Below are 22,559 nucleotides of genomic sequence, written 5' to 3'. Positions count from 1 at the left end.
GATGACCAGCCAGAAATCCCCTGCGCGTTTCGCGGGCCTCGACGGCCTGCGCGCGCTCGCCGTCGTCCTCGTGCTCGTCTACCACCTGTTCCCGGGCTCGCCCCTGCACGGTGGCTTCGTCGGCGTCGACGTCTTCTTCGTGATCAGCGGATTCCTCATCACCTCGCTTCTGCTGCGGCCATCGCGCGCCGGCGCTCTGGGGTCGCGCCGGCGACTGGTCGACTTCTGGCGGCGACGCGCTCGCCGTCTCCTGCCGGCGCTCGCGGTCGTCGTCACGGTCTGCGCGACCGCGGCATGGGTGATCGGCGGCGACGTCCTCGTCGGCATGGGACGCCAGGTGCTGGGCTCCGCGACATTCAGCTACAACTGGCTGGCGATCGCCGATGGCTCGGATTACTTCGCGGCGACCGCGCCGGAGCTGTTCCGCAACTTCTGGTCCCTCGCGGTGGAGGAGCAGTTCTACCTCGTCTGGCCGCTGCTGCTGCCGCTGATCCTGCTCATCCCGGGCCGCTGGTCCCGGATCGCCCTTGTTCTCCTGCTCGGCGCCGGCTCGGCCGTATGGATGGCCGCTCTGGCGGCCGGCGGCGACGTCACCCGCGCCTATTTCGGCACGGACTCGCATGCGTTCGGGATCCTCCTCGGCATCGCCCTGGCCTTCGTGATGACGGGCGTGCCGGATCGCCCGTGGAAGCGCACGCGAAAGGCCCGAGCGGGGTCTCTGCTCGTCGGCCTCGCCGGGGTCGGCCTGATCGTGTTGGCGGCGCTGCGTCCCGAGACGCCGGATGCCGCGACCTTCCCCGGTGCGCTGCTGACGGCCTCCGCGGGGTCGGCGCTCGCGATCGTCGCCGGCATCTGGCCGGGCTCGTGGTTCGGCCGGGGCATGGATGCCGCGCCGCTGAAGTGGATCGGCGACCGCTCATACGGCATCTACCTCTGGCACTGGCCCGTGCTGGTGCTCGTCCTCGTCGCCACGCGGGGCTTCGGGCCGGAGGGCGGGGTGCCGCCGCTGGCCGGTGCGGCTGCCCTGGTGATCTCGCTCATCGCCGCCGAGCTGTCGTACCGGTACGTCGAGCAGCCGCTGCGTCGGCACGGCTTCCGCCGGTCGTTCCGGATCCTCCGCCGGCGAATGGCGGGAACGCCGAGGGCCCGAATGACCGGACTCGTCGCCGTAACGATCGCCGCAGTCATGCTCGCGGGCACGGCCGCATCGATCGTAACGGCACCGCGGGTCACCTCGGCCGCCGCCGCGATCGACCGCGGTGCGCAGGCGGTGGAGGAGGCGCCGGTGGACGAGGAGCCGTCGCCGGCGGCCGAGGACCCTGGACCGATCACGGTGCCCGCGGGGGAGCAGATCACCGCGATCGGCGACTCCGTCATGCTCGCCTCCGCTCCCTCGCTCATGGAACGGTTCCCGGGCATCGCCGTCGACGCCGAGGTCTCCCGCTCGGTCTGGGCCGGACCCGAGATCCTGCGGGCGATGGCCGATCGCGGCGAGCTCCGAGAGAACGTCGTCGTCGCACTCGGCACGAACGGTCCGGTCGAGAGATCCGTGCTCCAGGACATGGCGCGGATCATCGGGCGAGAGCGCACCCTCGTGCTGGTGAACGCGCATGCGCCCCGAGACTGGATCCCCGGCGTCAACGCCGAGCTGGATTCGTTCGGGCGAGGACGCCCCGGGGTCTGGATCGCCGACTGGGACGCGGCGATCGGGGCGCAGGAGAGTCTGCTCGCCGACGACGGCATCCACCCCGGCACGGCCGGCGGCGACGTGTTCGCCGAGACGGTGCACGGAGCCTTCGAAGCCATGGAGCGCGAGCGCATCCGGGCCGAAGAGAGGCTGGAGCTGGCCCCTTCCGGACGGGCGCCGCGCGTGCCGTTCCCGGAGTGAGCCGAACCGGGGGTCTGGATTCCGGGCGTGTCGACGATCAGGAACGTCTGCTATGCACGGGGATGTTTTCGCGCCCCTCCCCAATCTGCGCTCATGGACACCTCAGCCGCCACCCCCAACCCCCATGGTGATTTCACCCGCGGGGAGGCGGATTTGCCCCGATGACGTGTGCCGCCGTCCGGCGTGCATTCCATCGCCTTGAGAAAGAAGAGTATGTACGAACAATCTTTGCGCGTCCACTCTCCACGAGGAGGAACCCGCACCCTGCGCACGTGGATCGGAGCGGTGCTGGCCATGGTGCTGGCCGTCGCCGGTCTCATCGCGCTTCCCGCAACCGCCGGTGCCGCTGTGCCGGGCGTACGAGTGACCACCGGCGTCACCGATGGCCAGATCGTGGACGCGGACGGCGAGACGCCGTACACGTTCACCTTCCAGTACCCGGATAATGTCGCATCCGGTGCCGTCGCCGAGATCGCGATTCCGGAGGGGGTTCGGATTCCGAACGTTCCTGCGGGCAACGAATCCATCGACTCAATCGAGATCGTCGACGGAGTCCTCCAGATCACCTTCAAGAGCAGCGGGCAGCTCAGCCAGGGCATCCTGCGATTCGACTACGTCGTCGATGAACCGGAGACCGGCTCCGGCCCCGCAGATCTCACCTGGAATGTCGACGGCACTCCGCACACGAACAACGTCATCCTGCTTGCGGGCGACGACGAGCAGCGGCCTGATCTCGGGTCCGCGGTAACGAAGGGCGTCGCCTCGAACTCGCTTCAGAGCTACCTGCTCAGCAGCCGGGGCGTCATCTCCCTGAAGGCGGGCGTCGAAGATGCCCGCGTCGACTACATCATCTCGATCGATAGTCTCGAGGCCCGGCAGGGCATCCAGATCGCCGATATTCCCGACGAGTTCCTCGTCGTCGACCTCGGTTCCATCGCGGCGACCGTCACGACCTGGGATGCGAACGGCCTCAACAAGACGGACACCCCGCTCGCTGCGACGCCGGTGGCATCCGGCGGCGGATTCGTCTTCGACGACGTCGATCTTCCCGCGAACTCGCGCGTGACGATCACCTATCAGGCGAAGCTCGACCTCGACCGCACGGACGATCTGGTCGCAGACCTGCAAGCCAAGGCGGATGCGCTTCCCGAAGCCGGCGGAACCTTCACGCTCGATCTGGACAACACGGCCCGGGTCACGGGCTCGGAGGATGCCGTCGCCACGCTGACGTTGCAGGAACGCGTCGTGGGCGGCACGGGCGGCCCCAACCTCAGCGGCGTGTTCGGAAAGACCAGCAGTCTGCGTCCGAGCAGTGCTCAGAGCTACACGAAGATCGAGGTCGATGACGCAGGGAATCTGGTGACGCCGCTCGACATCACCTACTCCCTCAAGTACGACCTGCGGCCGTTCGCCGGATACGGCGGCGATGAGCACGCTCTGACCGACAACTTCGTGATGACGGATACCCTCGCCACGCAGAGCATCTGGCTCGCGGAGGACGCGGACTTCCTCACCACCCGGAGCGGCGCCGTGATCACCCGTGCCGCGGACGGCATCTCCGACGCGGACTTCCGCGGCAACGAGTATGTGGGCACCTTCACCCTCGACGGTCAGAAACTGCGCATCAACGTCGGCCAGGACGCGACGGCGACCGACGTCATCGACGTCAAGGCGCAGATCATCAGCGTCGCCGGCATCCCCGCGGTGTCGAACCCGAGCGAGTTCACCCCCGCCGAGACGCTCTACGACGGGCCGGTCAATATCGGTTACTTCACGTACCAGCCCGGCGCGCAGGTCAACTCGAACAGGTCGACCACGACGCAGGCGCTCTACGTGCAGAAGGATCTCAGCAACGGGCTCGATGACCGTGCGGCGTTCGGCAAGTCGGTCGGCTCGGAAGAGACGAAGATCGATCCCGCGACCGGCGTCGGTCTCGTGCCGTTCGTGTTCACCACCGGACAGGACCGACTCGACGTCACCAAGTCGCGCCTCGTCGATATCATCGATCACTCGGTCTTCGATGTCACTGAGAACACTCTTGACCAGATTGCGGCGAGCATCAGCGGCACCTTCGGCGCCGTGACGCTCGCGCCGGAGATGTTCGATGTCTCCCTCGATGCCGAGGGGAACCTCGTCATCGAGCCCAACGCGAACCTGGTGGGGGCAATGGGCGCGGAGGCTAACCCCAGGGCGGCCATGACGCTGCGTCTGGAGATCCCGACCAACCCGGTCGAGGGCAAGGAGACCCTCGACTTCGTCAACACGGCCAACCTGTACGGCACGGACGAGATCGTCGAGTTCTGGACTTCCCAGGCCACCGGATACGCCACTTCGTACGGTGCCGAGATGGAGGTCGCTAAGGCCCTGTACGACGCAGGGAGCTGGACCGACGAGATGCACGTTGAACTGGACGAGGAGGGGGACCTCCTCGAGGACGAGTTCATCTACCGAATCCAGCTGCGCCCGCACGGCGGATACAACGGTGTGGAGATCTACGCCGTCGAGGACGTCCTGCCGGAGGGGATGGAGTTCCTCGGGTTCGTGTCCGATGGCGACCTCGAGACCGGAGTGATCGATGAGGAGTCGACGCGCGCCGCACAGCTCGAGATGGGTGGGAACCTCCGGGCCGACTGGGACGCCGAGAACGGGACGTTGACGATTCAGCAGTCCCCGGGCACGGTGCTCGACACCACAACCCCCCTCTCGGTCAACTTCAAGGTGCGCCTCGACGACTTCGAGCCGGGCATCGGCGTCGTGAACACCGCGGCAGGGTCCTCGGCGACGATCATCCCGGGTGAGGATCCCGAGGTCCCCGGTGAGGATCCCGAGGTCCCCGGTGAGGACCCCGAGGTCCCCGGTGAGGACCCCGAGGTCCCCGGTGAGGACCCCGAGGTCCCCGGTGAGGACCCCGAGGTTCCCACTGAGGAGCCGGAGATTCCCACTGAGAACCCGGACGTCTCGGATGACGGCTCTGCTGAAGAGCCCGAAGCCGTCGAAGCCGGTGACGAGGATCTCGCCACGACGGGCTCCGATACGCCGTGGCTGCTGATCGGCGGAGGCCTGTTCGCGCTGCTCATGGGCATCGCACTGATGGCTGTGCGCCGGATCCGCTCCAACTGACCCCCGCGGAACGCGCCTCGGGAACATCGCCCTGTGATGCTCCCGAGGCGCGTTTTGCCGTGTGGGCGCAGATGGCGTAAGCTATCACTTTGGTACTCGACTGCCGAGTGCCGCGAACGTGAGCCCTCCACTGGCGTGTTCCCCGCAGAAGCCGAGTTCTTCTCAGCATCTGCGGGCCAGAACCCCCCGGAGTGGGATTCACGAACTCCTCCGTTCGAACAAGAAAGCAGCACTATCGTGACGCGCACTTACTCCCCGAAGGCCGGGCAGGTCCAGCGTGACTGGGTCGTCATCGACGCAACCGATGTCGTCCTCGGCCGCCTCGCCTCGCACGCTGCAGCGCTCCTGCGCGGCAAGCACAAGCCCACCTTCTCCAACCACATCGACAGCGGCGACTTCGTCGTCATCGTGAACGCCGACAAGGTCGCGCTCACGGGACAGAAGCTGCAGAAGAAGATGGCTTACCGTCACTCGGGCTACCCGGGTGGTCTGACGGCCGTCTCCTACGCCGAGCTGCTCGAGAAGAACCCGGTCCGCGCTGTCGAGAAGGCCGTCCGCGGCATGCTCCCCAAGAACAGCCTCGGCCGCCAGCAGCTGTCCAAGCTCAAGGTGTACACCGGCGCTGAGCACCCGCACTCCGCTCAGCAGCCCCAGACCTACACCCTCGACCAGGTCGCCCAGTAAGCGCCGCAAAGATCACTAAGGACACTCTCGTGGCTGACACTCAGGACACCATCGAAACCCCTCAGAACTACTCGACCTCCACCCCGGAGACCGCGGCGACCGAGGCGGCTCCCCGCCCCGTCCTCAACGTCTCGGGTGCGGCCGTGGGTCGTCGCAAGCAGGCCATCGCCCGCGTGCGCGTCATCCCCGGCTCGGGCGTCGTCACGGTCAACGGCCGTGCGCTCGAGGACTACTTCCCGAATAAGCTGCACCAGCAGCTGATCAACGACCCGTTCACGGCGCTCAACCTCGCCGGCGCATACGACGTCATCGCCCGCATCTCGGGTGGCGGCGACTCGGGCCAGGCCGGCGCGCTGCGCCTGGGCATCGCCCGCGCGCTCAACGAGATCGACGTCGAGAACAACCGCCCGACCCTGAAGAAGGCCGGCTTCCTCTCGCGCGACGCCCGCATCAAGGAGCGCAAGAAGGCCGGACTCAAGAAGGCCCGCAAGGCGCCTCAGTACTCGAAGCGTTAAGGTCCAGCGGGACCATGCCGCTTTTCGGCACGGACGGCGTGCGAGGACTTGCCAATGGCATCCTCACCGCCGATCTCGCGCTCACCCTGGCCCAGGCGACTGCTGTCGTCCTGGGCCAGGGCCGTACTGCAGAGGCACGCAAGGCCGAGGGAAAGCGGCTTTCCGCCGTCGTCGCCCGCGACCCGCGGATCTCTGGAGAATTCCTGGTCGCCGCCGTTTCGGCGGGACTGGCCGCATCCGGCGTCGATGTCCTCGATGCCGGTGTCATCCCGACTCCGGCCCTGGCCTTCCTCGTCGCCGATCACGACGCAGATTTCGGCGTGATGGTCTCCGCGTCGCACAACCCGGCGCCGGATAACGGCATCAAGATCTTCGCCCGTGGCGGCGTGAAGCTCCCCGACGAGGTCGAGGCACGGATCGAAGCCGCGATGAGCGGCGACATGCTGCTTCCCACCGGTGAGGGCGTCGGACGCATCCAGCGTTTCTCGGACGCCGAGGATCGCTACAAGCTGCATCTGCTCGGCTCGTTGCCGCATTCCCTCGACGGCATCCACGTCGTCCTCGACTGCGCGCACGGCGCGGCATCCGGTGTCTCACCCGAGACGTTCCGCACCGCGGGCGCAGAGGTCACCGTCATCGGTGCTGAGCCCGATGGCATCAACATCAACGACGGTGTCGGATCGACCCACCTCGACAACCTCGCCGAGGCCGTGGTCCGGTTGGGCGCCGACGTCGGCATCGCGCACGACGGCGACGCCGACCGCTGCCTGGCGGTCGACGCCGACGGTAACACGATCGACGGCGACCAGATCATGGCCGTCCTCGCCGTGGCGATGAAGGAGCGCGGCCACCTCGCCGACGACACGCTCGTCGCGACCGTCATGAGCAACCTCGGTCTGCACATGGCCATGAAGGAGCACGGCATCGCCGTGCGTCAGACGGCCGTCGGCGACCGCTACGTGCTCGAAGACATGAATGCGGGCGGATACTCGCTCGGCGGCGAGCAGTCCGGCCATGTCATCATGAGCGAGTTCGCGACGACCGGAGACGGCCTGCTCTCGGGCCTCCACCTGGTCGCCGAGATGGCGCGGCAGAAGAAGACGCTCGCCGAGCTCGCGTCCGTCATGACCGTCTACCCGCAGGTGCTCATCAACGTGCGCGGGGTCGACAAGGATCGCGTCGCCGACGACGAGGGCGTGCAGAGCGCGGTCGCGTCGGTTGAAGCCGAGCTGGGCGAGACCGGTCGCGTGCTGCTGCGCAAGTCCGGCACCGAGCCGCTCGTGCGGGTCATGGTCGAAGCGGCGGATGCCGAGTCCGCGCAGTCGTATGCCGAGAAGCTCGCCGACGTCGTCCGCGACCGGCTGGCGCTCTGACACGCGGCACCGTCACACGCAGATATCGGGCGACATCGCCCGGTCGGATGATTCCGGCCGAACGGTCTCGCCCGATTCGTGTTTCCGGCTTCGATGCGGAGTCTCAGATCCCGACGCCGCCCCAGCTCATCGACTCGGTGTAGCGCACGAGAATGCCCTCGCGCAGCGCCCAGGGCGACACCTCGAGCTCGTCGAGGTCGAGCATCTTCATCGCGGTGTGCAGCGATACCGCGGCCGCGACGATCTGGAAGGTGCGGTCGGGGGTGATCCCGGGAAGCTCCTGACGGGCGGATGCCGGGATGCGGGCGATCCGAGGGATCCAGGATTTCAACGCGGAGCGCGACATCACGGTGCGGTCGAATCCGAGCCCGGAGACCTCGCGCCCGGCCAGGTTCGCGAGCGACCGGATGGCCTTGGATGAGCCGATGATGTGGTCCGGGCGGGGGAGGGCGTTGAGCTTCGCGACGACGGGGGCGAGCGTCGCACGGGCGTGAGCGCGCAGGTTCGCGACCGCATCCTCGCCGGGAGGGTCCTGGGGCAGGTATTCGATCGTCATGCGTCCGGCGCCGAGGGCGACGGATTCGGCGATCTCCGGGGTCTCGTCCTCGCCGGCGGAGAACTCGAACGAGCCGCCGCCGATGTCGAGCAGAAGGATGCGCCCGGCATCCCACCCGAACCACCGGCGCACCGCGAGGAAGGTCAACTCCGCCTCCTGCACACCGGTGAGCACCTGCAGGGGCTGGCCGAGGGCCGCCTCGATGCGGGCGATCACCTCGTCGCCGTTGACGGCATCGCGCACGGCGCTCGTGGCGGTCGCGAGCAGCGTCTCGACCCGCTCGGCCTCGGCGGCGGCGCGTGCGCGGGAGACTGCCGCTTCGAGGGTGCGGATGCCCTCCTCGCTGATGGCGCCCTCGGGGGTCAGGAACCGCATGAGTCGCACGACCGTGCGGTCGCTCGTCGTCGCGTGCGGGCGCCCGCCGGGACGCGCCTGCGCCGTGAGCAGATGGACGGTGTTGGAGCCGATGTCGAGGATTCCGAGTCGCACGGAACGAGACTACGCGCATGCGCGCCATTACGATGGATGCCGTGACCTCCGTCGACGCCGCGCTGCCCCTCTCGCCCTACCGTGAGATCGGGCGGGCGGAATGGGCGCGCCTCGCCGCGGGCCTGGACCAGCCGCTGAGCGAGACGGAGTTAGTGGAGATCCGGGGCATCGGAGACCGACTCGACCTCACAGAGGTGCAGGAGGTCTATCTGCCGCTGAGCCGACTGCTGAGCCTGTACGCGACGGCGACCAAGCAGCTCGGAGCAGCCACCAGCAGCTTCCTCGATGAGGACGACGCGACGACGCCCTTCGTCGTGGGGGTGGCGGGCTCCGTGGCGGTCGGGAAGTCGACGATCGCGCGTCTGCTGCGCGAGCTCATGAGCCGTTGGCCGGGAACCCCGCGGGTCGAGCTCGTCACGACCGACGGCTTCCTCTATTCCAATGCCGAGCTCGAGCGGCGCGGGCTCATGGAGCGCAAGGGCTTCCCGGAATCCTACGATCGGCGCGCGCTGATCGAATTCCTGACCGCGGTCAAATCCGGCGTTCCGGAGGTCCGGGCGCCCTTCTATTCGCACATGCGGTACGACATCATCCCGGATGCGCACGTCGTGGTCCGCCGCCCCGATGTCGTGATCGTCGAGGGGCTCAACGTGCTGCAGCCGCCGCCGGCCCCGAACGATGTGGCGGTCAGCGATCTGTTCGACTTCTCGGTGTTCGTCGACGCCGATACCTCTCATATCGAGAACTGGTACGTGTCGCGGTTCCTGGCGCTGCGCCAGGGGGCGTTCACGAACCCCTCGTCCTACTTCAACGTGTTCGCGCACCTGACGGACGATGAGGCCCGCACCGCAGCCCTCGGATATTGGAACGACATCAACATGCCGAACCTCGTCGAGAACGTCATGCCGACCAAGCACCGCGCCTCCCTCGTGCTCAACAAGGGCAGTGATCACAACGTCGAGAGCGTCCTGCTGCGCAAGCTCTGATCCGAGGCCCGACGGCGCGTCGTGAAGCGGGCGTAGTGCGCAGTATTTCGTTCGGAATCCTTGCAAAATGCGGCGTTTATTCTGGACGTTATGTGTGGAATCGTCGGATACGTGGGCCCTCGCCCCAGCCAGGACATCCTGATCGCCGGACTCGCCCGCCTCGAGTACCGCGGGTACGACTCGGCGGGAGTCGCCGTCATCGACGACACCGGCCAGCTCGGGATGCGCAAGAAGGCCGGCAAGCTCAATGCGCTGCGCGATTCGCTCGCCGAATCGCCGCTCGGCGACGGCATGACCGGCATCGGCCACACCCGCTGGGCGACGCACGGCGGCCCCACGGATCTGAACGCGCACCCCCACCTCGCCGATGACGGCAAGCTCGCGGTGATCCACAACGGCATCATCGAGAACTTCTCGGCGCTGCGCGAAGAGCTGCTCGCCGACGGCGTCGTCTTCCTCAGCGAGACCGACACCGAGGTGGCCGCGGCCCTCCTCGGGCGGGAGTACACGCGCACCGGTGACCTGCAGGCCGCGTTCCGCGCTGTCGTCAACCGTCTCGAGGGTGCCTTCACGCTCCTCGCCATGCACGAGGACCACCCGGGGCTAGTCGTCGCGGCCCGGCGCAACTCGCCCCTGGTCATCGGCCTCGGCGAGGGGGAGAACTTCCTTGGCTCCGACGTCGCGGCGTTCATCGAGCACACGCGCAAGGCCCTCGCGATCGGTCAGGACCAGATCGTCGCGATCACCCCCACCGCCGTCACGGTGACGGATTTCGCCGGAGTCCCGGTCGAAGCGGAGCCCTTCGACGTCTCCTGGGACGCCGCCGCCGCCGAGAAGGGCGGCTGGCCGTCCTTCATGGCGAAGGAGGTCGCGGAGCAGCCCGAGGCCGTCGCCAACACGATCCGCGGGCGGGTTCACGAGGGAGCCGTCGTGATCCCCGAGCTCGACGGGCTCGACGATCTGTTCCTCGGCATCAACCGTGTGATCATCACGGCCTGCGGAACGGCATCCTATGCAGCCCTCGTCGGCAAATACGCGATCGAGCAGTGGGCGCGCATCGCCACCGATGTCGAGCTCGCGCACGAGTTCCGCTACCGTGACCCCGTCATCGGCGACGACACGCTCGTCATCTCGATCAGCCAGTCCGGCGAGACGATGGACACGCTGATGGCCGTCAAGTACGCCCGCGAGCGCGGCGCCCGCACCCTGTCGGTCTGCAACACGCAGGGCGCGACGATCCCGCGCGAATCGGATGCCGTCGTCTACACGCACGCCGGCCCCGAGGTCGCCGTGGCGTCCACCAAGGCATTCTCGGCTCAGATCACCGCACTGCTGCTGCTCGGCCTGCACATGGGCCGCGTGCGCCGGACGCTGGCCGATGAGACCGCGGTCGCGGAGCTGACCGAGCTCCCCGCGAAGATCGCCCGCGTGCTCGAGGAGGAGAGCGAGCACGTCTCGCAGCTGGCCGGCTGGATGGCCGACACCCGCTCGGTGCTGTTCCTCGGCCGTCACGTCGGATACCCGATCGCGCTCGAGGGCGCGCTCAAGCTCAAGGAGATCTCGTACATCCACGCCGAGGGCTTCGCCGCGGGTGAGCTCAAGCACGGCCCGATCGCCCTGATCGAGCCCGGACAGCCGGTGTTCGTGCTCCTGCCGTCGCCGCGGCACTCGGCGCTCATCCACTCCAAGGTCGTCTCGAACATCCAGGAGATCCGCGCGCGCGGCGCCCGTGTGATCGCGATCGCCGAAGAGGGGGATGCCGCGGTGCTGCCGTTCGCCGACGAGGTGATCCGCATTCCGCTGGCGGGAGCCCTGTTCGAGCCGGTGCTCAACGTCGTGCCGCTGCAGATCTTCGCGATGGCGCTCGCCACCGCGAAGGGCCTCGACGTCGACCAGCCGCGCAACCTCGCGAAGTCCGTCACGGTCGAGTGACCCGGACACCGACACATGTCAGCGGATCCGACACTTGTCGGTCGGGATGGGCAGGATGCCCCGGCATCCGTCATTTCGACTGACAAGTGTCCGCGGCCCGAGCTAAGCCAGAGCGCGCCCCAGCGCCGCGATGATGGCGGCGGCGACCCGTGGCCAGTCGTGCAGCAGGAGCGCGTAGTCGAAGCGCAGCGTCTCGTATCCGCGGGCGGATGCTTCGGCGTCTCGGACGAGGTCGCGGTGACGGCGTTCCGCACCGCGGTGGTTCAGCGCACCATCGACCTCGATGATCAGCCGACCGCCGACGACGAAGTCCACCCGGCCGACGCCGCCAATCTCGACCTGGGAATCGAGCACGAGTCCCAGAAGATGCAAACGGAACCGGAGCACCGACTCGAGGCCGCTCCCGGCATCCGCGCGCGCCAGGTTCAGGACCCAGTGCGCTGATCTCGGGAGGGCCTGGCGGATCCGCCGGCGATCAGACGCGGACACCAGACGGAGGTTCCAGGCGGATTCGTAGGCGGCGAAGAAAGCTTCGCCGGACAGACATCGAAAAGCGGATATCAGCGCGGTGGCGGCGGACGCGATGCCAATTCCGGCGGGTCCATCTCCGTAATGGGCCACGCAGGAGCAGCCAGAGTGCGGGTGACGCCGGGCGGCCGTCCCCATCCAGACATGCACCATGGCATCCGGATCGGGCAGCACCCAGACACCGCGCGCGCGAAGGGCAGCAGCGCAGGTGAGCTCGCCGCCATGGGCCGCGGCGGTCCGGATGGCGTCATCGACGGCGGGCAGGGCATAGACACCGGTGCGGATACGGAGGATGCTTCCGGCGGTCGCCGCATCGGCGAGCTGCTGGCGCGTGCATCCGTATTTTTGGAGAAGCGATCCTCGGGCGATGCCGTCGAAGTGCGCAAGCAGCGCGGCGGGGGTGAACATGCTGCGATACTCGCCGAGGCCGGGGCTCCGGCTGCGATGATCCACAGCCGGGCAGTCGCGATTGCGATTGTGCAGAACGAGTGACCCCGGCTCCGCCCGGACACTTGTCAGCGGATCCGGCACTTGTCGGTCGGGATGGGCAAGATGCCCCGGCATCCGTCATCTCGACTGACAAGTGTCCGCGGCCCGAGCGGGCGAGTATCGGCAAGACGGGCGGGGTGGGAGAGCAGGCGGCAGGACGGAGAGCAGAAGGCGCCGACCCGGGGTCCCGTACAGCACGCGAGTAGGCTGGAAGGGTGATCATCGGGACAGGCATCGACCTCGTCGATATACCGCGGTTCGAGCAGACCATGGCCCGCACCCCGCGGTTGATGCAGAGGCTCTTCGCCCCGTCGGAGCGGACTCTGAAGCTCGCGTCGCTCGCGGCCCGCTACGCCGCGAAGGAAGCGCTGATTAAGGCGCTCGGCGGCTCGGACGGCGTGCACTGGACCGAGATCGAGATCGCCTCGGAGGAGTCCGGTAAACCGCACTTCCGCCTGTCGGGCACGACGGCCGCGGTCGTTCGAGACCGGGGCATCATGAACCTCCACCTGACCATCTCGCACGACGCCGGGCTCGCCACGGCCTTCGTCGTCGCCGAAGGGAATCCGCTGTGACCGCCCCGTTCCGCGAAGCACGCATCGACCTCGAAGCAGTCGCCGACAACACCCGTCACCTGCACAGGCTGACGGGCGTCGAGGTGATCGCGGTCGTGAAGGCCAACGCCTATGGTCATGGCGCGGCCTCCGTCGCGGTGGCCGCGCTCTCGGGCGGGGCGACGCGCCTCGGCGTCGCCGAGATCCCGGAGGCGATCGATCTGCGCCTGCAGGGGATCACCGCGCCGATCCTGGCGTGGCTGCATGCGCCGGATGAGACGTTCGACACGGCCGCGGCGATGAACATCGAGGTCGGCATCTCGTCGTTCGATCAGCTCATGGCGGTGGATGCCGCGGCAGCCCGCGCAGCGACGACGATCGGGGTGCACATCAAGCTCGAGACGGGTCTTTCGCGCAACGGGGTCGCGCCGAATGATTGGATGCGGGTGTTCGCCGAGGCTGCACGTCTGGAGCGCATCGGCCGCATCCGCATCGTCGGGATCTTCAGCCACCTGTCGACGACGTCGCTCGAGGATGACCGTGCGGCGCTCGCCGTGTTCGAGCGGGGAGTCGCCGCGGCGGCGGCGCAGGGGGTTCACCCCGAGATCCGGCACATCGCCGCGACGGGGGCGGCGATCGATCTGCCGGAGGCGCGGCTCGACGCCGTGCGCATCGGTCTGGGGCTGTACGGGCTGTCCCCGTTCGATGGGCGCTCCTCGTCGGATCTGGGGTTGCGCCCGGCCATGACGCTGCGTGCCGCGGTCGCCGCGGTGCGCCGGGTCCCGGCCGGTGCCGGGATCTCCTACGGCTACACGCATCGCACGGCGGAGGAGACCACGCTGGCTCTGGTGCCGCTGGGCTACGCGGATGGCATCCCGCGCCAAGCGTCGGGCACGGGGCCGGTGATGATCAATGGCCGCCGGTTCACGGTCGCGGGCCGCATCGCGATGGATCAGTTCGTCATCGATGTGGGAGACGCCCCGGTAGCGGTCGGTGACGAGGTCGTGCTCTTCGGTGATCCGACGCTCGGCGCTCCGGCGGCGACGCAGTGGGCGGATGCTGCGGACACCATCAACTACGAGATCGTGACGCGCATCGGCAACCGTGTTCCGAGGAGGGGCGTATGAGCGTGGATCCTGCTTTTCTCGGTCGGCGCGAGATCGCGACGTCGGAGGAGATGGAGCGTCTGGGCTTCCTGATCGGAGAGCAGCTCACGGCGGGTGATCTGCTGGTGCTCACCGGGCCGCTCGGCGCGGGGAAGACGACGTTCACGCGTGGGCTCGCCGAAGGGCTGGGAGTGCGCGGCCCGGTGCAGAGTCCGACGTTCGTGATCGCGCGCACGCATCCTTCGCTCGTCGGGGGCGCGCCGCTGGTGCACGTCGACGCCTACCGGTTGGGCTCGGCCGCGGAGCTCGACGACCTCGATGTCGATCTGTCCGGGTCGGTCGTGGTGGTCGAATGGGGTCGTGAGATGGCTTCGGCGATCGCCGATTCGTGGTGGGACATCGAGCTGGAGCGTCCGGTCGGGCGCGCCGATGATGGCGTCGCGGATGAGGATCTGGATGCCGACGCACCCCGCGTCGTGACGGTGCAGCACGTCGGACTCTAAGCGCGCGGTCTTCTGGGCGACTACCCTGGAGAGGTGATTCTTGCCGTCGACACCTCGCTGGGAACCGCCGTCGCGCTGATCGAAGCCGATGGGGCGGTGCAAGCTCGGGCTGAGAGCCCGAACGCTCTGGGCCACGCCGAGGTCATCGGCACGCTGCTCGAACAGGTCGTGGGCGCGGATGCCATCACACATGTCGTCGCCGGTATGGGGCCGGGCCCGTTCACGGGTCTGCGGATCGGCATCGCCACAGCGCGCGCGTTCGCTGTCGGCCGCGGGCTGCCGGTTGTCGCGGTGCCGAGCCACTTCGGTGCCGCTCTGGCGATCATCCAGAACGAGGCGCCCGAGACCCGGTTCGCGATCGTGACGGATGCGCGCCGTCGTGAGGTCGCGATCAGCATCTTCGATGGCCTGGATGCCGACGGCATCCCGAACCTCGTCGAGCGCACGGTGCTCGTGCCGCGCTCGGAGTCCGAGGAGAAGCTCGCGGGGATCCACGCGATCGAGGTCGCCACTCTCGACGGGGCCGCCCTCGCCCGGGTCGGCGCTCGCGCCGTCGCCGCGGGGCGTCAGCTCGCCGACGCCGAACCGCTCTACCTGCGGCAGCCCGATGTGACGGTTCCCGGCGCACCGAAGCGCGTGAGCTGAATGACGATCCGCACCGCGACCGGAGATGATCTCGACGCCATCATGGCGATCGAGCGCGCTTCCTTCCCGACCGACGCCTGGAGCGCCGAGTCGATGGCGGCCGAGCTCGTCACGAATTACAGCCACTACGTCGTGGACGAGGATGCCGGTGAGATCATCGGCTATGCGGGGCTGCGGGCGATCCGCGGCAGTGCGGATGCCGATGTCCAGACCATCGCTCTCACGGCCTCGCGTCGCGGCGAGGGACGCGGGCGGGCCCTTCTGCGCACGCTGCTGGCGGAGGCCGTCGAGCGCCGTTCCCGTGAGGTATTCCTCGAGGTTCGCGCCGACAACCCCGGGGCGGAGGCGCTGTACGCCTCGGAGGGCTTCGAGGAGATCGGCCGTCGCCCGCGGTACTACCAGCCCGATGACGTGGATGCTGTGATCATGAAGCTCGACCTGCGCGGATGGGCGCGGGCGCAGGAGGAGAAGGCATGAGCGAACCGCTGGTTCTCGGCATCGAGACGAGCTGCGACGAGACGGGCATCGGCATCGTCCGGGGGCGCACGCTGCTGTCGAACACGATCGCCTCGAGCATGGACGAGCACGCCCGTTACGGCGGGGTCGTCCCCGAAGTCGCCGCGCGCGCCCACCTCGAGGCGCTGCAACCGTCGATCCGGGCGGCGCTCGCCGAAGCATCCGTCACTCTCGATGAACTCGATGCGATCGCCGTGACGAGCGGCCCGGGGCTGGCCGGTGCCCTCATGGTCGGCGTCGGCGCGGCGAAGGGGCTGGCCGTCTCTCTCGGCAAGCCGCTGTACGCCGTCAACCACCTCGTGGGCCACATCGCCGCCGATATCGTCACCCCCGACTCCGAGCCTCTCGAATACCCGACGATCGCGCTGCTCGTCTCGGGCGGGCACACCTCTCTCCTGCACGTGCGCGACTTGACGACGGATGTCGAGCTGCTCGGCGAGACGATCGACGACGCTGCGGGGGAGGCGTTCGACAAGGTCGCACGACTCCTGTCGCTGCCGTATCCGGGCGGCCCGCAGATCGACAGGGCTGCGCTCGACGGCGACCCGAAGGCGATCCGTTTCCCGCGGGGCCTGTCGAAGGCCTCCGATATGGCCAAGCACCGCTACGACTTCTCGTTCTCCGGTCTCAAGACCGCTGTCGCCCGCTGGGTGGAGCGCTGCGAGGCCGAGGGGCGAGAGGTCCCGGTCGCCGATGTCGCCGCGAGCTTCCGCGAAGCGGTCGTCGATGTGCTCGTGACCAAGGCGCTCGATGCCTGTGCGGAGCGCGGCGTTCCGCGTCTGCTGCTCGGCGGCGGCGTCATCGCGAACAAGCGCCTGCGGGAGGTCGCGATCGAACGTGCCGCAGCCGCCGGCGTGACGGTGCGGATTCCTCCGCTGTCGCTGTGCACCGATAATGGGGCCATGATCGCCGCGCTCGCCGCTGACCTCATCGCCTCCGGTCGGCGTCCGTCGACGCTCGCCTTCGGCGCCGATTCCACGTTGCCCGTCACCGAGATCCAGGTCGCCGAAAGGCCGGACTGATGAGCGAGCCGTCCGAAGCGCGGAAGATCGAGGGGGTCGCCCCCGAGGTCGAGGCGGTGCCCGGCACGACGCGCGTGCCCGGGGCTCCGCGGACCGGGTACACGCAGCTGCCGACCGGTCCGGTCGGCGTCGAGCCCGTCATCGCGACGGGCCCCGATGACACCGCCGGGCAGCCCACCGTGCAGTGGGCGCCGAACGATCTGCTCATCGCGGAGGACACCACGCGTCTGGCGCCCTGGGCGCTGGTCGCAGCGATCGTCGCGCTGATCGCCTCCTGGTTCGTCGGCTGGGGCATCCCGCTCGCCGTCGTCGCGGTCGTGGCGGCGATCATGTCGCTGCGCCGGGCCGTCGAATCGCGTTCGATCGCGATCTGGGCGCTCGTTCTCGGCATGGCGGCGACGATCTTCAGCCTCGGCTGGCTGCTGTGGGCCGCGCAGCAGTACGAGAAGCTCGGGTAGGTGTTCGGGTGAACAGCGACGAGTCGGCAGAGCTTCGGGCGCTGCAGGCCAGAGTCTACGGACGTGATGGTGCGGCGACAGATGCCGACCGTGCTCGGATGGATGAGCTCATGGGGCGGCTGGCGCCCATTCCTCCGGTTCTCGAACCCGTTCCGGCCCTGGCCGTCGAGGACGCTGCGCCGGTCGAGACGCCGGCGGATGCCGAGGCTGCTGACGCCTCGGAGGAATCAGCCCTCGGCGCATCCGTCACCCTCGCGGCGCCTCGCCGTCCGCTCTTCGCCCGCGGGTCGGTGCTCGCCGGAATCGGGCTGCTCGCCGGTTTCGCCCTGGGCTGGCTGGCCTTCGGGTGGGACACGGCAGGTTTCCTGCTGAATCTCGAGAACGCCGAGATGCGCGCCGAGCTCGAGGCGAGCGGCGATTACGACCCGGCCTCGGTCGTCGCGGTGGGGGCGCAGTACGGCGCGGTCGGCTGGCTCGCGACGGCGGATGAGGGCACCCTCGAGTGCGCGATCGCGACGGCCGGAGGGCGGGTGGTGGACGAGTGCCTGGACGCCGACGAGATCGACGAGATCGACGGCCGGGGGTACCTCGGCAGCTCCGTCTTCGTCCCTTCCGATGGCGGCGCGGAGCTCAACGTGGCCTTCTGGATGGCGCCGGGCATCGGTGGTGAACGGGTGGCTCTCTTCCAGAGGTGGGACACCCAGCCCTATGACTGGACGGAGCAGTTCACCGACGACGAGGTCGCCAGCGCCATCACGGTCTCCGCAGCATTCGACCTCGACCCGCAGGAGCTGCAGCTGGTCGGCTACGACGGAGACTCCCCGGTCTGGGGTGCCTGGGGGAATCAGAGCTATTGCGTGATGGCTTACGGCGATGAGGGGGCGTTCCAAGCGTGCGGCGATATGGAGACCGGCGCCGACCTCGTGCTCGAGCAGACCGTGGACGGCCTGCGCACGGAGTACATCGTCAGCCGCTACTCGACCGGCAACCCGTCGCTGACGATCCTCCGCATGCCGGACACCACGGAGTACTTCCTCGACTCCGACGAGAGCGCGTCGATCGATGACACGACCGGAGAGGTCTCCGGCTGATCAGCGGTCTCAGACCCGATCGGCGAGGATCGCCAGGCGCTTATCGCCCACCCGTGTCAGCACCAGCGTCGCGGATTCCGTGCCCGAGAGGTTCAGCTTCTTGCGGAACTGCGCCGGGTCGATGTCCATGCCGCGCTTCTTGATCTCGAGCGTACCGATGCCGTGGGCGCGCAGGACAGCGTTGATCGCCTTCGGATTCGCGGCCATCACTTCGCGCACGCGGAAGCTCTGGACGAATGGGCTCGTCACGGCCGCATCACCGGTGAGATAGGCGATCTTCTCATCCAGCATCCCGGCTTCCAGGCTCCGGGCGACGTCGCCGATCAGACGGGCGCGGATGACCGCACCATCGGGTTCGTGCAGGAATGCGCCGAGACCACGCACCTCGGCATCGACGGCGTCGTCCGCCGCGGTGAGCTCGTGCGACTCGTCGCCCCGGATCACCAGCGCCGCGCGGCGCACTCGCTCGCGGGCGAGGGACCCCGACCAGAGCACGAGCTCGACCACGCTGCCGTCGACGCTGACCCACTGCGCCTCGGCATCACCGGGGATGAGATCGCGATCCAGCGCCGGGCCGAGCTTGATGCCGACCGGCATGCGGGTCGCCAGCTCGAAGGCCCAGTCGAGAGAGGGGGAGTAGTCGGATGCCGCGACCCGCCGCGTCTCGCTGTGACCGGCCGTCCGACGGGCCGGATCCAACCAAATGGCCGTGCGCTGCTCGTCCGCGGCGAACCGCTCGGCGAACTCCTCCGCCGTGCCATGGTGCACCGAGGCATCCGTGCCGAAGGGGGCGAGGTTGTAAGCGGCGATCGCCGCGGTCACCTCATCGGCATCCACCGCATCCACCCGCAGACCCGCGCCTGCGAAAGCCAGCGAGTCGCCGCCGATGCCGCAGCCGAGATCGGCGACGCGCTCGACGCCCGCGCGGCGCATGCGGCCCGCATGGCGGGCGGCGACGCCGAGACGGGTCGCCTGCTCGTAGCCGGCTCGGGTGAACAGCATCCGCTCGGCGAAATCTCCGAACTTGGCGGCGCCGCGAACCCGCAGGTGCGCCTGGCCGACGATGGCCGAGACGAGATCGGGGGAATGGCCCGCGGCGCGCAGCTTCGAGACGGCCTGGGCGACGTCACCGGTCGAGGCGAGCGGGCCGACTTCGTCGAGGAGCCGGAGGCCATCGGGGGTGAGCAGCGCGGTGAGCTCGGACATCTCCATCCGACAAGCTTAGATCGGCCCGACGGAGCCCGCCCGTCGGAATTGGCACTCGCATTGCATGAGTGCCAGCCGACCCCATACACTTGTGATTAGCACTCTCGGGTTGAGAGTGCGAACGAATCTTTCGTGTCAGCGTAAAGAAAGAAGAGGTAGACCGTGTCGGTTTCCATCAAGCCGCTCGAGGACCGCATCGTCATCCAGCAGGTCGAGGCCGAGCAGACCACCGCGAGTGGCCTGGTCATCCCTGACACTGCCAAGGAGAAGCCCCAGGAGGGCCAGGTCGTGGCCGTCGGCCCCGGTCGCATCGACGACAACGGCAACCGCGTTCCGCTCGACGTCGCCGTCGGCGACCGCGTCCTGTACAGCAAGTACGGCGGCACCGAGGTGAAGTTCGGCGCTGACGAGTACCTGGTGCTCTCGGCTCGCGACGTCCTCGCCGTCGTCGTCCGCTGATCGCTCTCAGCAGATCTTGATCGGCGCGAACGCCGATCGGAGAAGGCCCGGATGCCACGGCATCCGGGCCTTCTATCATCCCCGGGCATAGGGTGAACCTCGTGACCCGCCAACGCGCCGAGCAACCCGCCGGTATCGCCTACTCGGTCGGGGCGTACCTGCTGTGGGGGTTCCTCCCGCTCTACTTCCTGACGCTCGCGCCGACCGGGCCCTGGGAGATCGTCGCAGCACGCGTCGTCTTCTCGCTCGTCTTCTGCCTCGTGCTGCTCACCGCCATGCGCGGATGGCGGCGCATCATCGCGATCATCCGGCAGCCGCGTCTTCTCGGATGGACCGCCCTGGCCGGCCTGCTCATCTACATCAACTGGCAGGTTTTCCTCATCGGAACCCTCACCGGCCACGTCGTCGAGACGTCGCTGGGATACTTCATCAACCCCATCGTCACGGTGCTGCTGGGCGTGCTCGTGCTGCGCGAGCGCATCCGCCGACTGCAGTGGGCGGCCATCGGCATCGCCGCGCTCGCGGTGGCCGTCATCATCATCGGCTACGGCTCCTTCCCGTGGATCGCCCTCTCGCTCGCAGCTTCCTTCGGCGTCTACGGACTCATCAAGAAGCGCATCGGCGCGGCTGTCGACGCCGTCAGCGGACTCACCCTCGAATCCTTCTGGCTCCTGCCCATCGCGATCGTCCAGCTGATCATCGTCGCGCAGACCACCGGCATAACACTCGGCTCCTCCGGCACCGTGCACACCGCGCTCATGCTGTTCGCCGGAATCGCCACCGCGGTGCCGCTGCTTCTGTTCGCCGCCGGCGCCCGGCGCATCGACCTCACCCTGATCGGAATGATCCAGTTCATGACGCCGATCATGCAGTTCCTCACCGGAGTGCTGATCCTCGAGGAGCCTATGCCGCTGGAACGCTGGATCGGATTCGCGATCGTCTGGTGCGCCGTCATCGTCTTCGTCATCGATCTGGTCCTCGCCGCGCGCCGAGGGCGCCGCAGCCGCCCCGCCGCGATCGTCTGAGCCCCGGCATCCCGGCGAAAAGCCCGATCAGACCGTTAACGCATCGCAACACAACGCGACAGGGTTCGCCGCTACCGTTGTTTCACGGACGGCGCCCGAGTCGTTCGGGAATCATGATCTAGCAAGGGAGCAGCATGAGTCTCTTCACCAGTACGCGCGCACGAAAATTCCTCGGCGGTATGGCCCTGGTCAGTGCGGGCGCTATCGTTCTGACCGGGTGCGGTGGGGGCACCGGAACCGATGATTCGGCCGACCCATCCACTCCCACTGATCGTGAGGACCTCACGCTCAGCATCGGCACCGTCCTTCCCCAGACCGGGCAGCTCGCCTACCTCGGCCCGCCGGAAGAGGCTGGTGTCGGCCTCGCTGCCGCCGAGATCAACGCGGCGGGGCTCGGCATCACGGTCGACGTCCAGTACGGCGACTCCGGCGACGCCGACAACAAGGCGTTCGAGACGACGGTTCCGAGGCTGCTCGACTCCGGCGTGTCCGCGCTCATCGGCGCGGCCTCGTCGGGCGTCACCAAGCTCTTCCTCGACCAGGCCATCAGCGCGGGAGTCATCACCTTCTCACCGGCGAACACCTCGCCGGACTTCACGGATTGGGATGACAACGACCTCTATTGGCGCACCGCCCCCAGCGACCTGTTGCAGGGTGAGGTCCTCGCCACGGAGATCGGTCTCGACGGGCATGCCAACCTCGGCATCATCTACCTCAACGACGCCTATGGCTCCGGCCTGGAGGCGTCGCTGACGGAGAACTTCGAGGCCGGCGGCGGAACGGTCGTGGCATCCGAGGCCTACAACGCCAACGACACGTCGTTCGATGCACAGGTCAGCTCGATCCTCGCGCAGAGCCCCGACGCGGTCGCCGTGATCGGCTTCGAGGAGACCTCGACGATCATCCCGGCATTCATGTCGAACGGCTTCGACGGCAGCAAGTTCTACCTCGTCGACGGCAACACTCAGCAGTGGGGCGCCGACATGCCGGGCTCGATCGAGGGGAGCAAGGGAACCCAGCCGGGCCCCGTGCTCGCGGACGACTTCCAGCAGCGTCTGATCGACCAGTGGCAGGAGCAGGCCGGGGAAGAGCTCGTCGACTTCAACTACGGCGCAGAATCGTACGATGCGGTCGTGCTGCTCGCGCTCGCTTCGCTCGCCGCCAATTCGACGGATGCCGCCGACATCGCCGGCTTCCTGCAGGAGGTCTCCGGGGGCTCGGGCGACGGTGAGAAGTGCGAGTCGTTCGAGGCCTGCGCGCAGATCATCCTCGACGGAGGCACCGCCGACTACGACGGCTACTCCGGAGCCATCACCTTCGACGACAACGGCGACCCGACGGAAGCCACGATCGGCGTCTTCCAGTACGGCGCCGACAACACCCACACCCGTATCAACTGATCTGTCAGGAAGGG

The 22,559-nt window shown here is 68.2% G+C and carries 21 protein-coding genes; 18 read left to right on the top strand and 3 right to left on the bottom strand.

Features of this window, described 5'->3' with window-relative positions:
• Position 1 precedes the first annotated feature (1 nt).
• The 5 genes from ACWAUG_RS03695 (at position 2) to glmM (ending at position 7,580) form a co-directional block, all read left to right on the top strand.
• The gene (locus ACWAUG_RS03695; protein ID WP_460801311.1) at positions 2 to 1,888 is read left to right on the top strand and encodes an acyltransferase family protein; all 1,887 of its coding nucleotides are present in this window, start codon (positions 2 to 4) and stop codon (positions 1,886 to 1,888) included.
• A 213-nt stretch (positions 1,889 to 2,101) separates the two neighbouring features.
• On the top strand, positions 2,102 to 5,008 hold the full coding sequence (locus tag ACWAUG_RS03690) for an LPXTG cell wall anchor domain-containing protein (RefSeq protein ID WP_460801309.1): 2,907 nt from the start codon (positions 2,102 to 2,104) through the stop codon (positions 5,006 to 5,008).
• A gap of 237 nt (positions 5,009 to 5,245) precedes the next feature.
• The gene (gene rplM, locus ACWAUG_RS03685) at positions 5,246 to 5,692 is read left to right on the top strand and encodes a 50S ribosomal protein L13 (RefSeq protein WP_298038499.1); all 447 of its coding nucleotides are present in this window, start codon (positions 5,246 to 5,248) and stop codon (positions 5,690 to 5,692) included.
• Between the two features lie 29 nt (positions 5,693 to 5,721).
• On the top strand, positions 5,722 to 6,207 hold the full coding sequence (gene rpsI / locus ACWAUG_RS03680; RefSeq protein WP_298038498.1) for a 30S ribosomal protein S9: 486 nt from the start codon (positions 5,722 to 5,724) through the stop codon (positions 6,205 to 6,207).
• Between the two features lie 14 nt (positions 6,208 to 6,221).
• Positions 6,222 to 7,580, top strand: coding sequence for a phosphoglucosamine mutase (glmM, locus tag ACWAUG_RS03675; protein WP_298038495.1), 1,359 nt, complete (start codon positions 6,222 to 6,224; stop codon positions 7,578 to 7,580).
• A gap of 103 nt (positions 7,581 to 7,683) precedes the next feature.
• On the opposite strand, the gene ACWAUG_RS03670 is transcribed toward glmM, so the two are convergent.
• Positions 7,684 to 8,625, bottom strand: coding sequence for a Ppx/GppA phosphatase family protein (locus ACWAUG_RS03670; protein ID WP_460801307.1), 942 nt, complete (start codon positions 8,623 to 8,625; stop codon positions 7,684 to 7,686).
• 32 nt (positions 8,626 to 8,657) lie between these two features.
• Here ACWAUG_RS03670 and coaA point away from each other — a divergent pair, with 32 nt between their 5' ends.
• Both coaA and glmS read left to right on the top strand, forming a co-directional pair.
• Positions 8,658 to 9,611, top strand: a complete 954-nt coding sequence (gene coaA / locus ACWAUG_RS03665) for a type I pantothenate kinase (RefSeq protein WP_460801344.1) — start codon at positions 8,658 to 8,660, stop codon at positions 9,609 to 9,611.
• Positions 9,612 to 9,701: 90 nt separating this feature from the next.
• On the top strand, positions 9,702 to 11,543 hold the full coding sequence (gene glmS / locus ACWAUG_RS03660; RefSeq protein WP_460801305.1) for a glutamine--fructose-6-phosphate transaminase (isomerizing): 1,842 nt from the start codon (positions 9,702 to 9,704) through the stop codon (positions 11,541 to 11,543).
• A 102-nt stretch (positions 11,544 to 11,645) separates the two neighbouring features.
• Here glmS and ACWAUG_RS03655 read toward each other — a convergent pair whose 3' ends face one another.
• Positions 11,646 to 12,479, bottom strand: a complete 834-nt coding sequence (locus tag ACWAUG_RS03655) for an endonuclease domain-containing protein (protein WP_460801303.1) — start codon at positions 12,477 to 12,479, stop codon at positions 11,646 to 11,648.
• Between the two features lie 296 nt (positions 12,480 to 12,775).
• Here ACWAUG_RS03655 and ACWAUG_RS03650 point away from each other — a divergent pair, with 296 nt between their 5' ends.
• From ACWAUG_RS03650 to ACWAUG_RS03615, 8 genes are read left to right on the top strand one after another with little or no spacing between them, the layout of a single operon-like run.
• A complete protein-coding gene (locus ACWAUG_RS03650) occupies positions 12,776 to 13,135 on the top strand; it encodes a holo-ACP synthase (RefSeq protein WP_298038485.1) in 360 nt (119 codons plus the stop codon).
• Positions 13,132 to 14,241, top strand: coding sequence for an alanine racemase (alr, locus tag ACWAUG_RS03645; RefSeq protein ID WP_460801301.1), 1,110 nt, complete (start codon positions 13,132 to 13,134; stop codon positions 14,239 to 14,241). The genes ACWAUG_RS03650 and alr overlap by 4 nt, the downstream gene beginning before the upstream one ends.
• The gene (gene tsaE / locus ACWAUG_RS03640) at positions 14,238 to 14,723 is read left to right on the top strand and encodes a tRNA (adenosine(37)-N6)-threonylcarbamoyltransferase complex ATPase subunit type 1 TsaE (protein ID WP_298038481.1); all 486 of its coding nucleotides are present in this window, start codon (positions 14,238 to 14,240) and stop codon (positions 14,721 to 14,723) included. The genes alr and tsaE overlap by 4 nt, the downstream gene beginning before the upstream one ends.
• 33 nt (positions 14,724 to 14,756) lie before the next feature.
• Positions 14,757 to 15,368 (top strand): tRNA (adenosine(37)-N6)-threonylcarbamoyltransferase complex dimerization subunit type 1 TsaB, encoded by a 612-nt coding sequence (gene tsaB / locus ACWAUG_RS03635; protein WP_460801299.1) that lies wholly within the window; start codon positions 14,757 to 14,759, stop codon positions 15,366 to 15,368.
• The gene (gene rimI, locus ACWAUG_RS03630) at positions 15,369 to 15,845 is read left to right on the top strand and encodes a ribosomal protein S18-alanine N-acetyltransferase (RefSeq protein WP_298038477.1); all 477 of its coding nucleotides are present in this window, start codon (positions 15,369 to 15,371) and stop codon (positions 15,843 to 15,845) included. It abuts the gene before it with no gap.
• Complete coding sequence (gene tsaD, locus ACWAUG_RS03625; RefSeq protein WP_298038474.1) at positions 15,842 to 16,906, top strand: tRNA (adenosine(37)-N6)-threonylcarbamoyltransferase complex transferase subunit TsaD; 1,065 nt, start codon at positions 15,842 to 15,844, stop codon at positions 16,904 to 16,906. The genes rimI and tsaD overlap by 4 nt, the downstream gene beginning before the upstream one ends.
• The gene (locus tag ACWAUG_RS03620; RefSeq protein ID WP_460801297.1) at positions 16,906 to 17,364 is read left to right on the top strand and encodes a hypothetical protein; all 459 of its coding nucleotides are present in this window, start codon (positions 16,906 to 16,908) and stop codon (positions 17,362 to 17,364) included. Before tsaD ends, ACWAUG_RS03620 begins: the two co-directional genes overlap by 1 nt.
• Positions 17,365 to 17,372: 8 nt before the next feature.
• Positions 17,373 to 18,455: a hypothetical protein gene (locus ACWAUG_RS03615; RefSeq protein WP_460801295.1), complete on the top strand. Its 1,083-nt coding sequence runs from the start codon at positions 17,373 to 17,375 to the stop codon at positions 18,453 to 18,455.
• 9 nt (positions 18,456 to 18,464) lie between these two features.
• On the opposite strand, the gene ACWAUG_RS03610 is transcribed toward ACWAUG_RS03615, so the two are convergent.
• Positions 18,465 to 19,667, bottom strand: coding sequence for a THUMP-like domain-containing protein (locus tag ACWAUG_RS03610; RefSeq protein ID WP_460801293.1), 1,203 nt, complete (start codon positions 19,665 to 19,667; stop codon positions 18,465 to 18,467).
• A gap of 156 nt (positions 19,668 to 19,823) precedes the next feature.
• On the opposite strand from ACWAUG_RS03610, the gene groES reads away from it, so the two are divergent.
• From groES to ACWAUG_RS03595, 3 genes are all read left to right on the top strand, one after another.
• Positions 19,824 to 20,120, top strand: coding sequence for a co-chaperone GroES (gene groES / locus ACWAUG_RS03605; protein WP_099196502.1), 297 nt, complete (start codon positions 19,824 to 19,826; stop codon positions 20,118 to 20,120).
• A gap of 101 nt (positions 20,121 to 20,221) precedes the next feature.
• Entirely contained in the window at positions 20,222 to 21,145 is a 924-nt protein-coding gene (gene rarD / locus ACWAUG_RS03600) for an EamA family transporter RarD (RefSeq protein ID WP_460801291.1), read from the top strand.
• Positions 21,146 to 21,279: 134 nt separating this feature from the next.
• On the top strand, positions 21,280 to 22,545 hold the full coding sequence (locus ACWAUG_RS03595) for an ABC transporter substrate-binding protein (RefSeq protein ID WP_460801290.1): 1,266 nt from the start codon (positions 21,280 to 21,282) through the stop codon (positions 22,543 to 22,545).
• Positions 22,546 to 22,559 lie beyond the last annotated feature (14 nt).

It is taken from the genome of Microbacterium sp. GXF6406 (assembly GCF_054798215.1).
The sequence above is the reverse complement of the archived record's forward strand: the minus strand, read 5'-3'. Positions and strand labels throughout refer to the sequence as shown.

What these genes read in the sequence shown, in the direction of transcription:
- glmS (WP_460801305.1), top strand. Translation starts at nt 9,702, where the DNA reads ATGTGTGGAATCGTCGGATACGTGGGCCCTCGCCCCAGCCAGGACATC.
- ACWAUG_RS03610 (WP_460801293.1), bottom strand. Translation starts at nt 19,667, where the DNA reads ATGGAGATGTCCGAGCTCACCGCGCTGCTCACCCCCGATGGCCTCCGG.
- ACWAUG_RS03595 (WP_460801290.1), top strand. Translation starts at nt 21,280, where the DNA reads ATGAGTCTCTTCACCAGTACGCGCGCACGAAAATTCCTCGGCGGTATG.
- ACWAUG_RS03655 (WP_460801303.1), bottom strand. Translation starts at nt 12,479, where the DNA reads ATGTTCACCCCCGCCGCGCTGCTTGCGCACTTCGACGGCATCGCCCGA.
- ACWAUG_RS03690 (WP_460801309.1), top strand. Translation starts at nt 2,102, where the DNA reads ATGTACGAACAATCTTTGCGCGTCCACTCTCCACGAGGAGGAACCCGC.
- rimI (WP_298038477.1), top strand. Translation starts at nt 15,369, where the DNA reads ATGACGATCCGCACCGCGACCGGAGATGATCTCGACGCCATCATGGCG.
- tsaE (WP_298038481.1), top strand. Translation starts at nt 14,238, where the DNA reads ATGAGCGTGGATCCTGCTTTTCTCGGTCGGCGCGAGATCGCGACGTCG.
- tsaD (WP_298038474.1), top strand. Translation starts at nt 15,842, where the DNA reads ATGAGCGAACCGCTGGTTCTCGGCATCGAGACGAGCTGCGACGAGACG.
- glmM (WP_298038495.1), top strand. Translation starts at nt 6,222, where the DNA reads ATGCCGCTTTTCGGCACGGACGGCGTGCGAGGACTTGCCAATGGCATC.
- ACWAUG_RS03695 (WP_460801311.1), top strand. Translation starts at nt 2, where the DNA reads ATGACCAGCCAGAAATCCCCTGCGCGTTTCGCGGGCCTCGACGGCCTG.
- ACWAUG_RS03620 (WP_460801297.1), top strand. Translation starts at nt 16,906, where the DNA reads ATGAGCGAGCCGTCCGAAGCGCGGAAGATCGAGGGGGTCGCCCCCGAG.
- coaA (WP_460801344.1), top strand. Translation starts at nt 8,658, where the DNA reads ATGGATGCCGTGACCTCCGTCGACGCCGCGCTGCCCCTCTCGCCCTAC.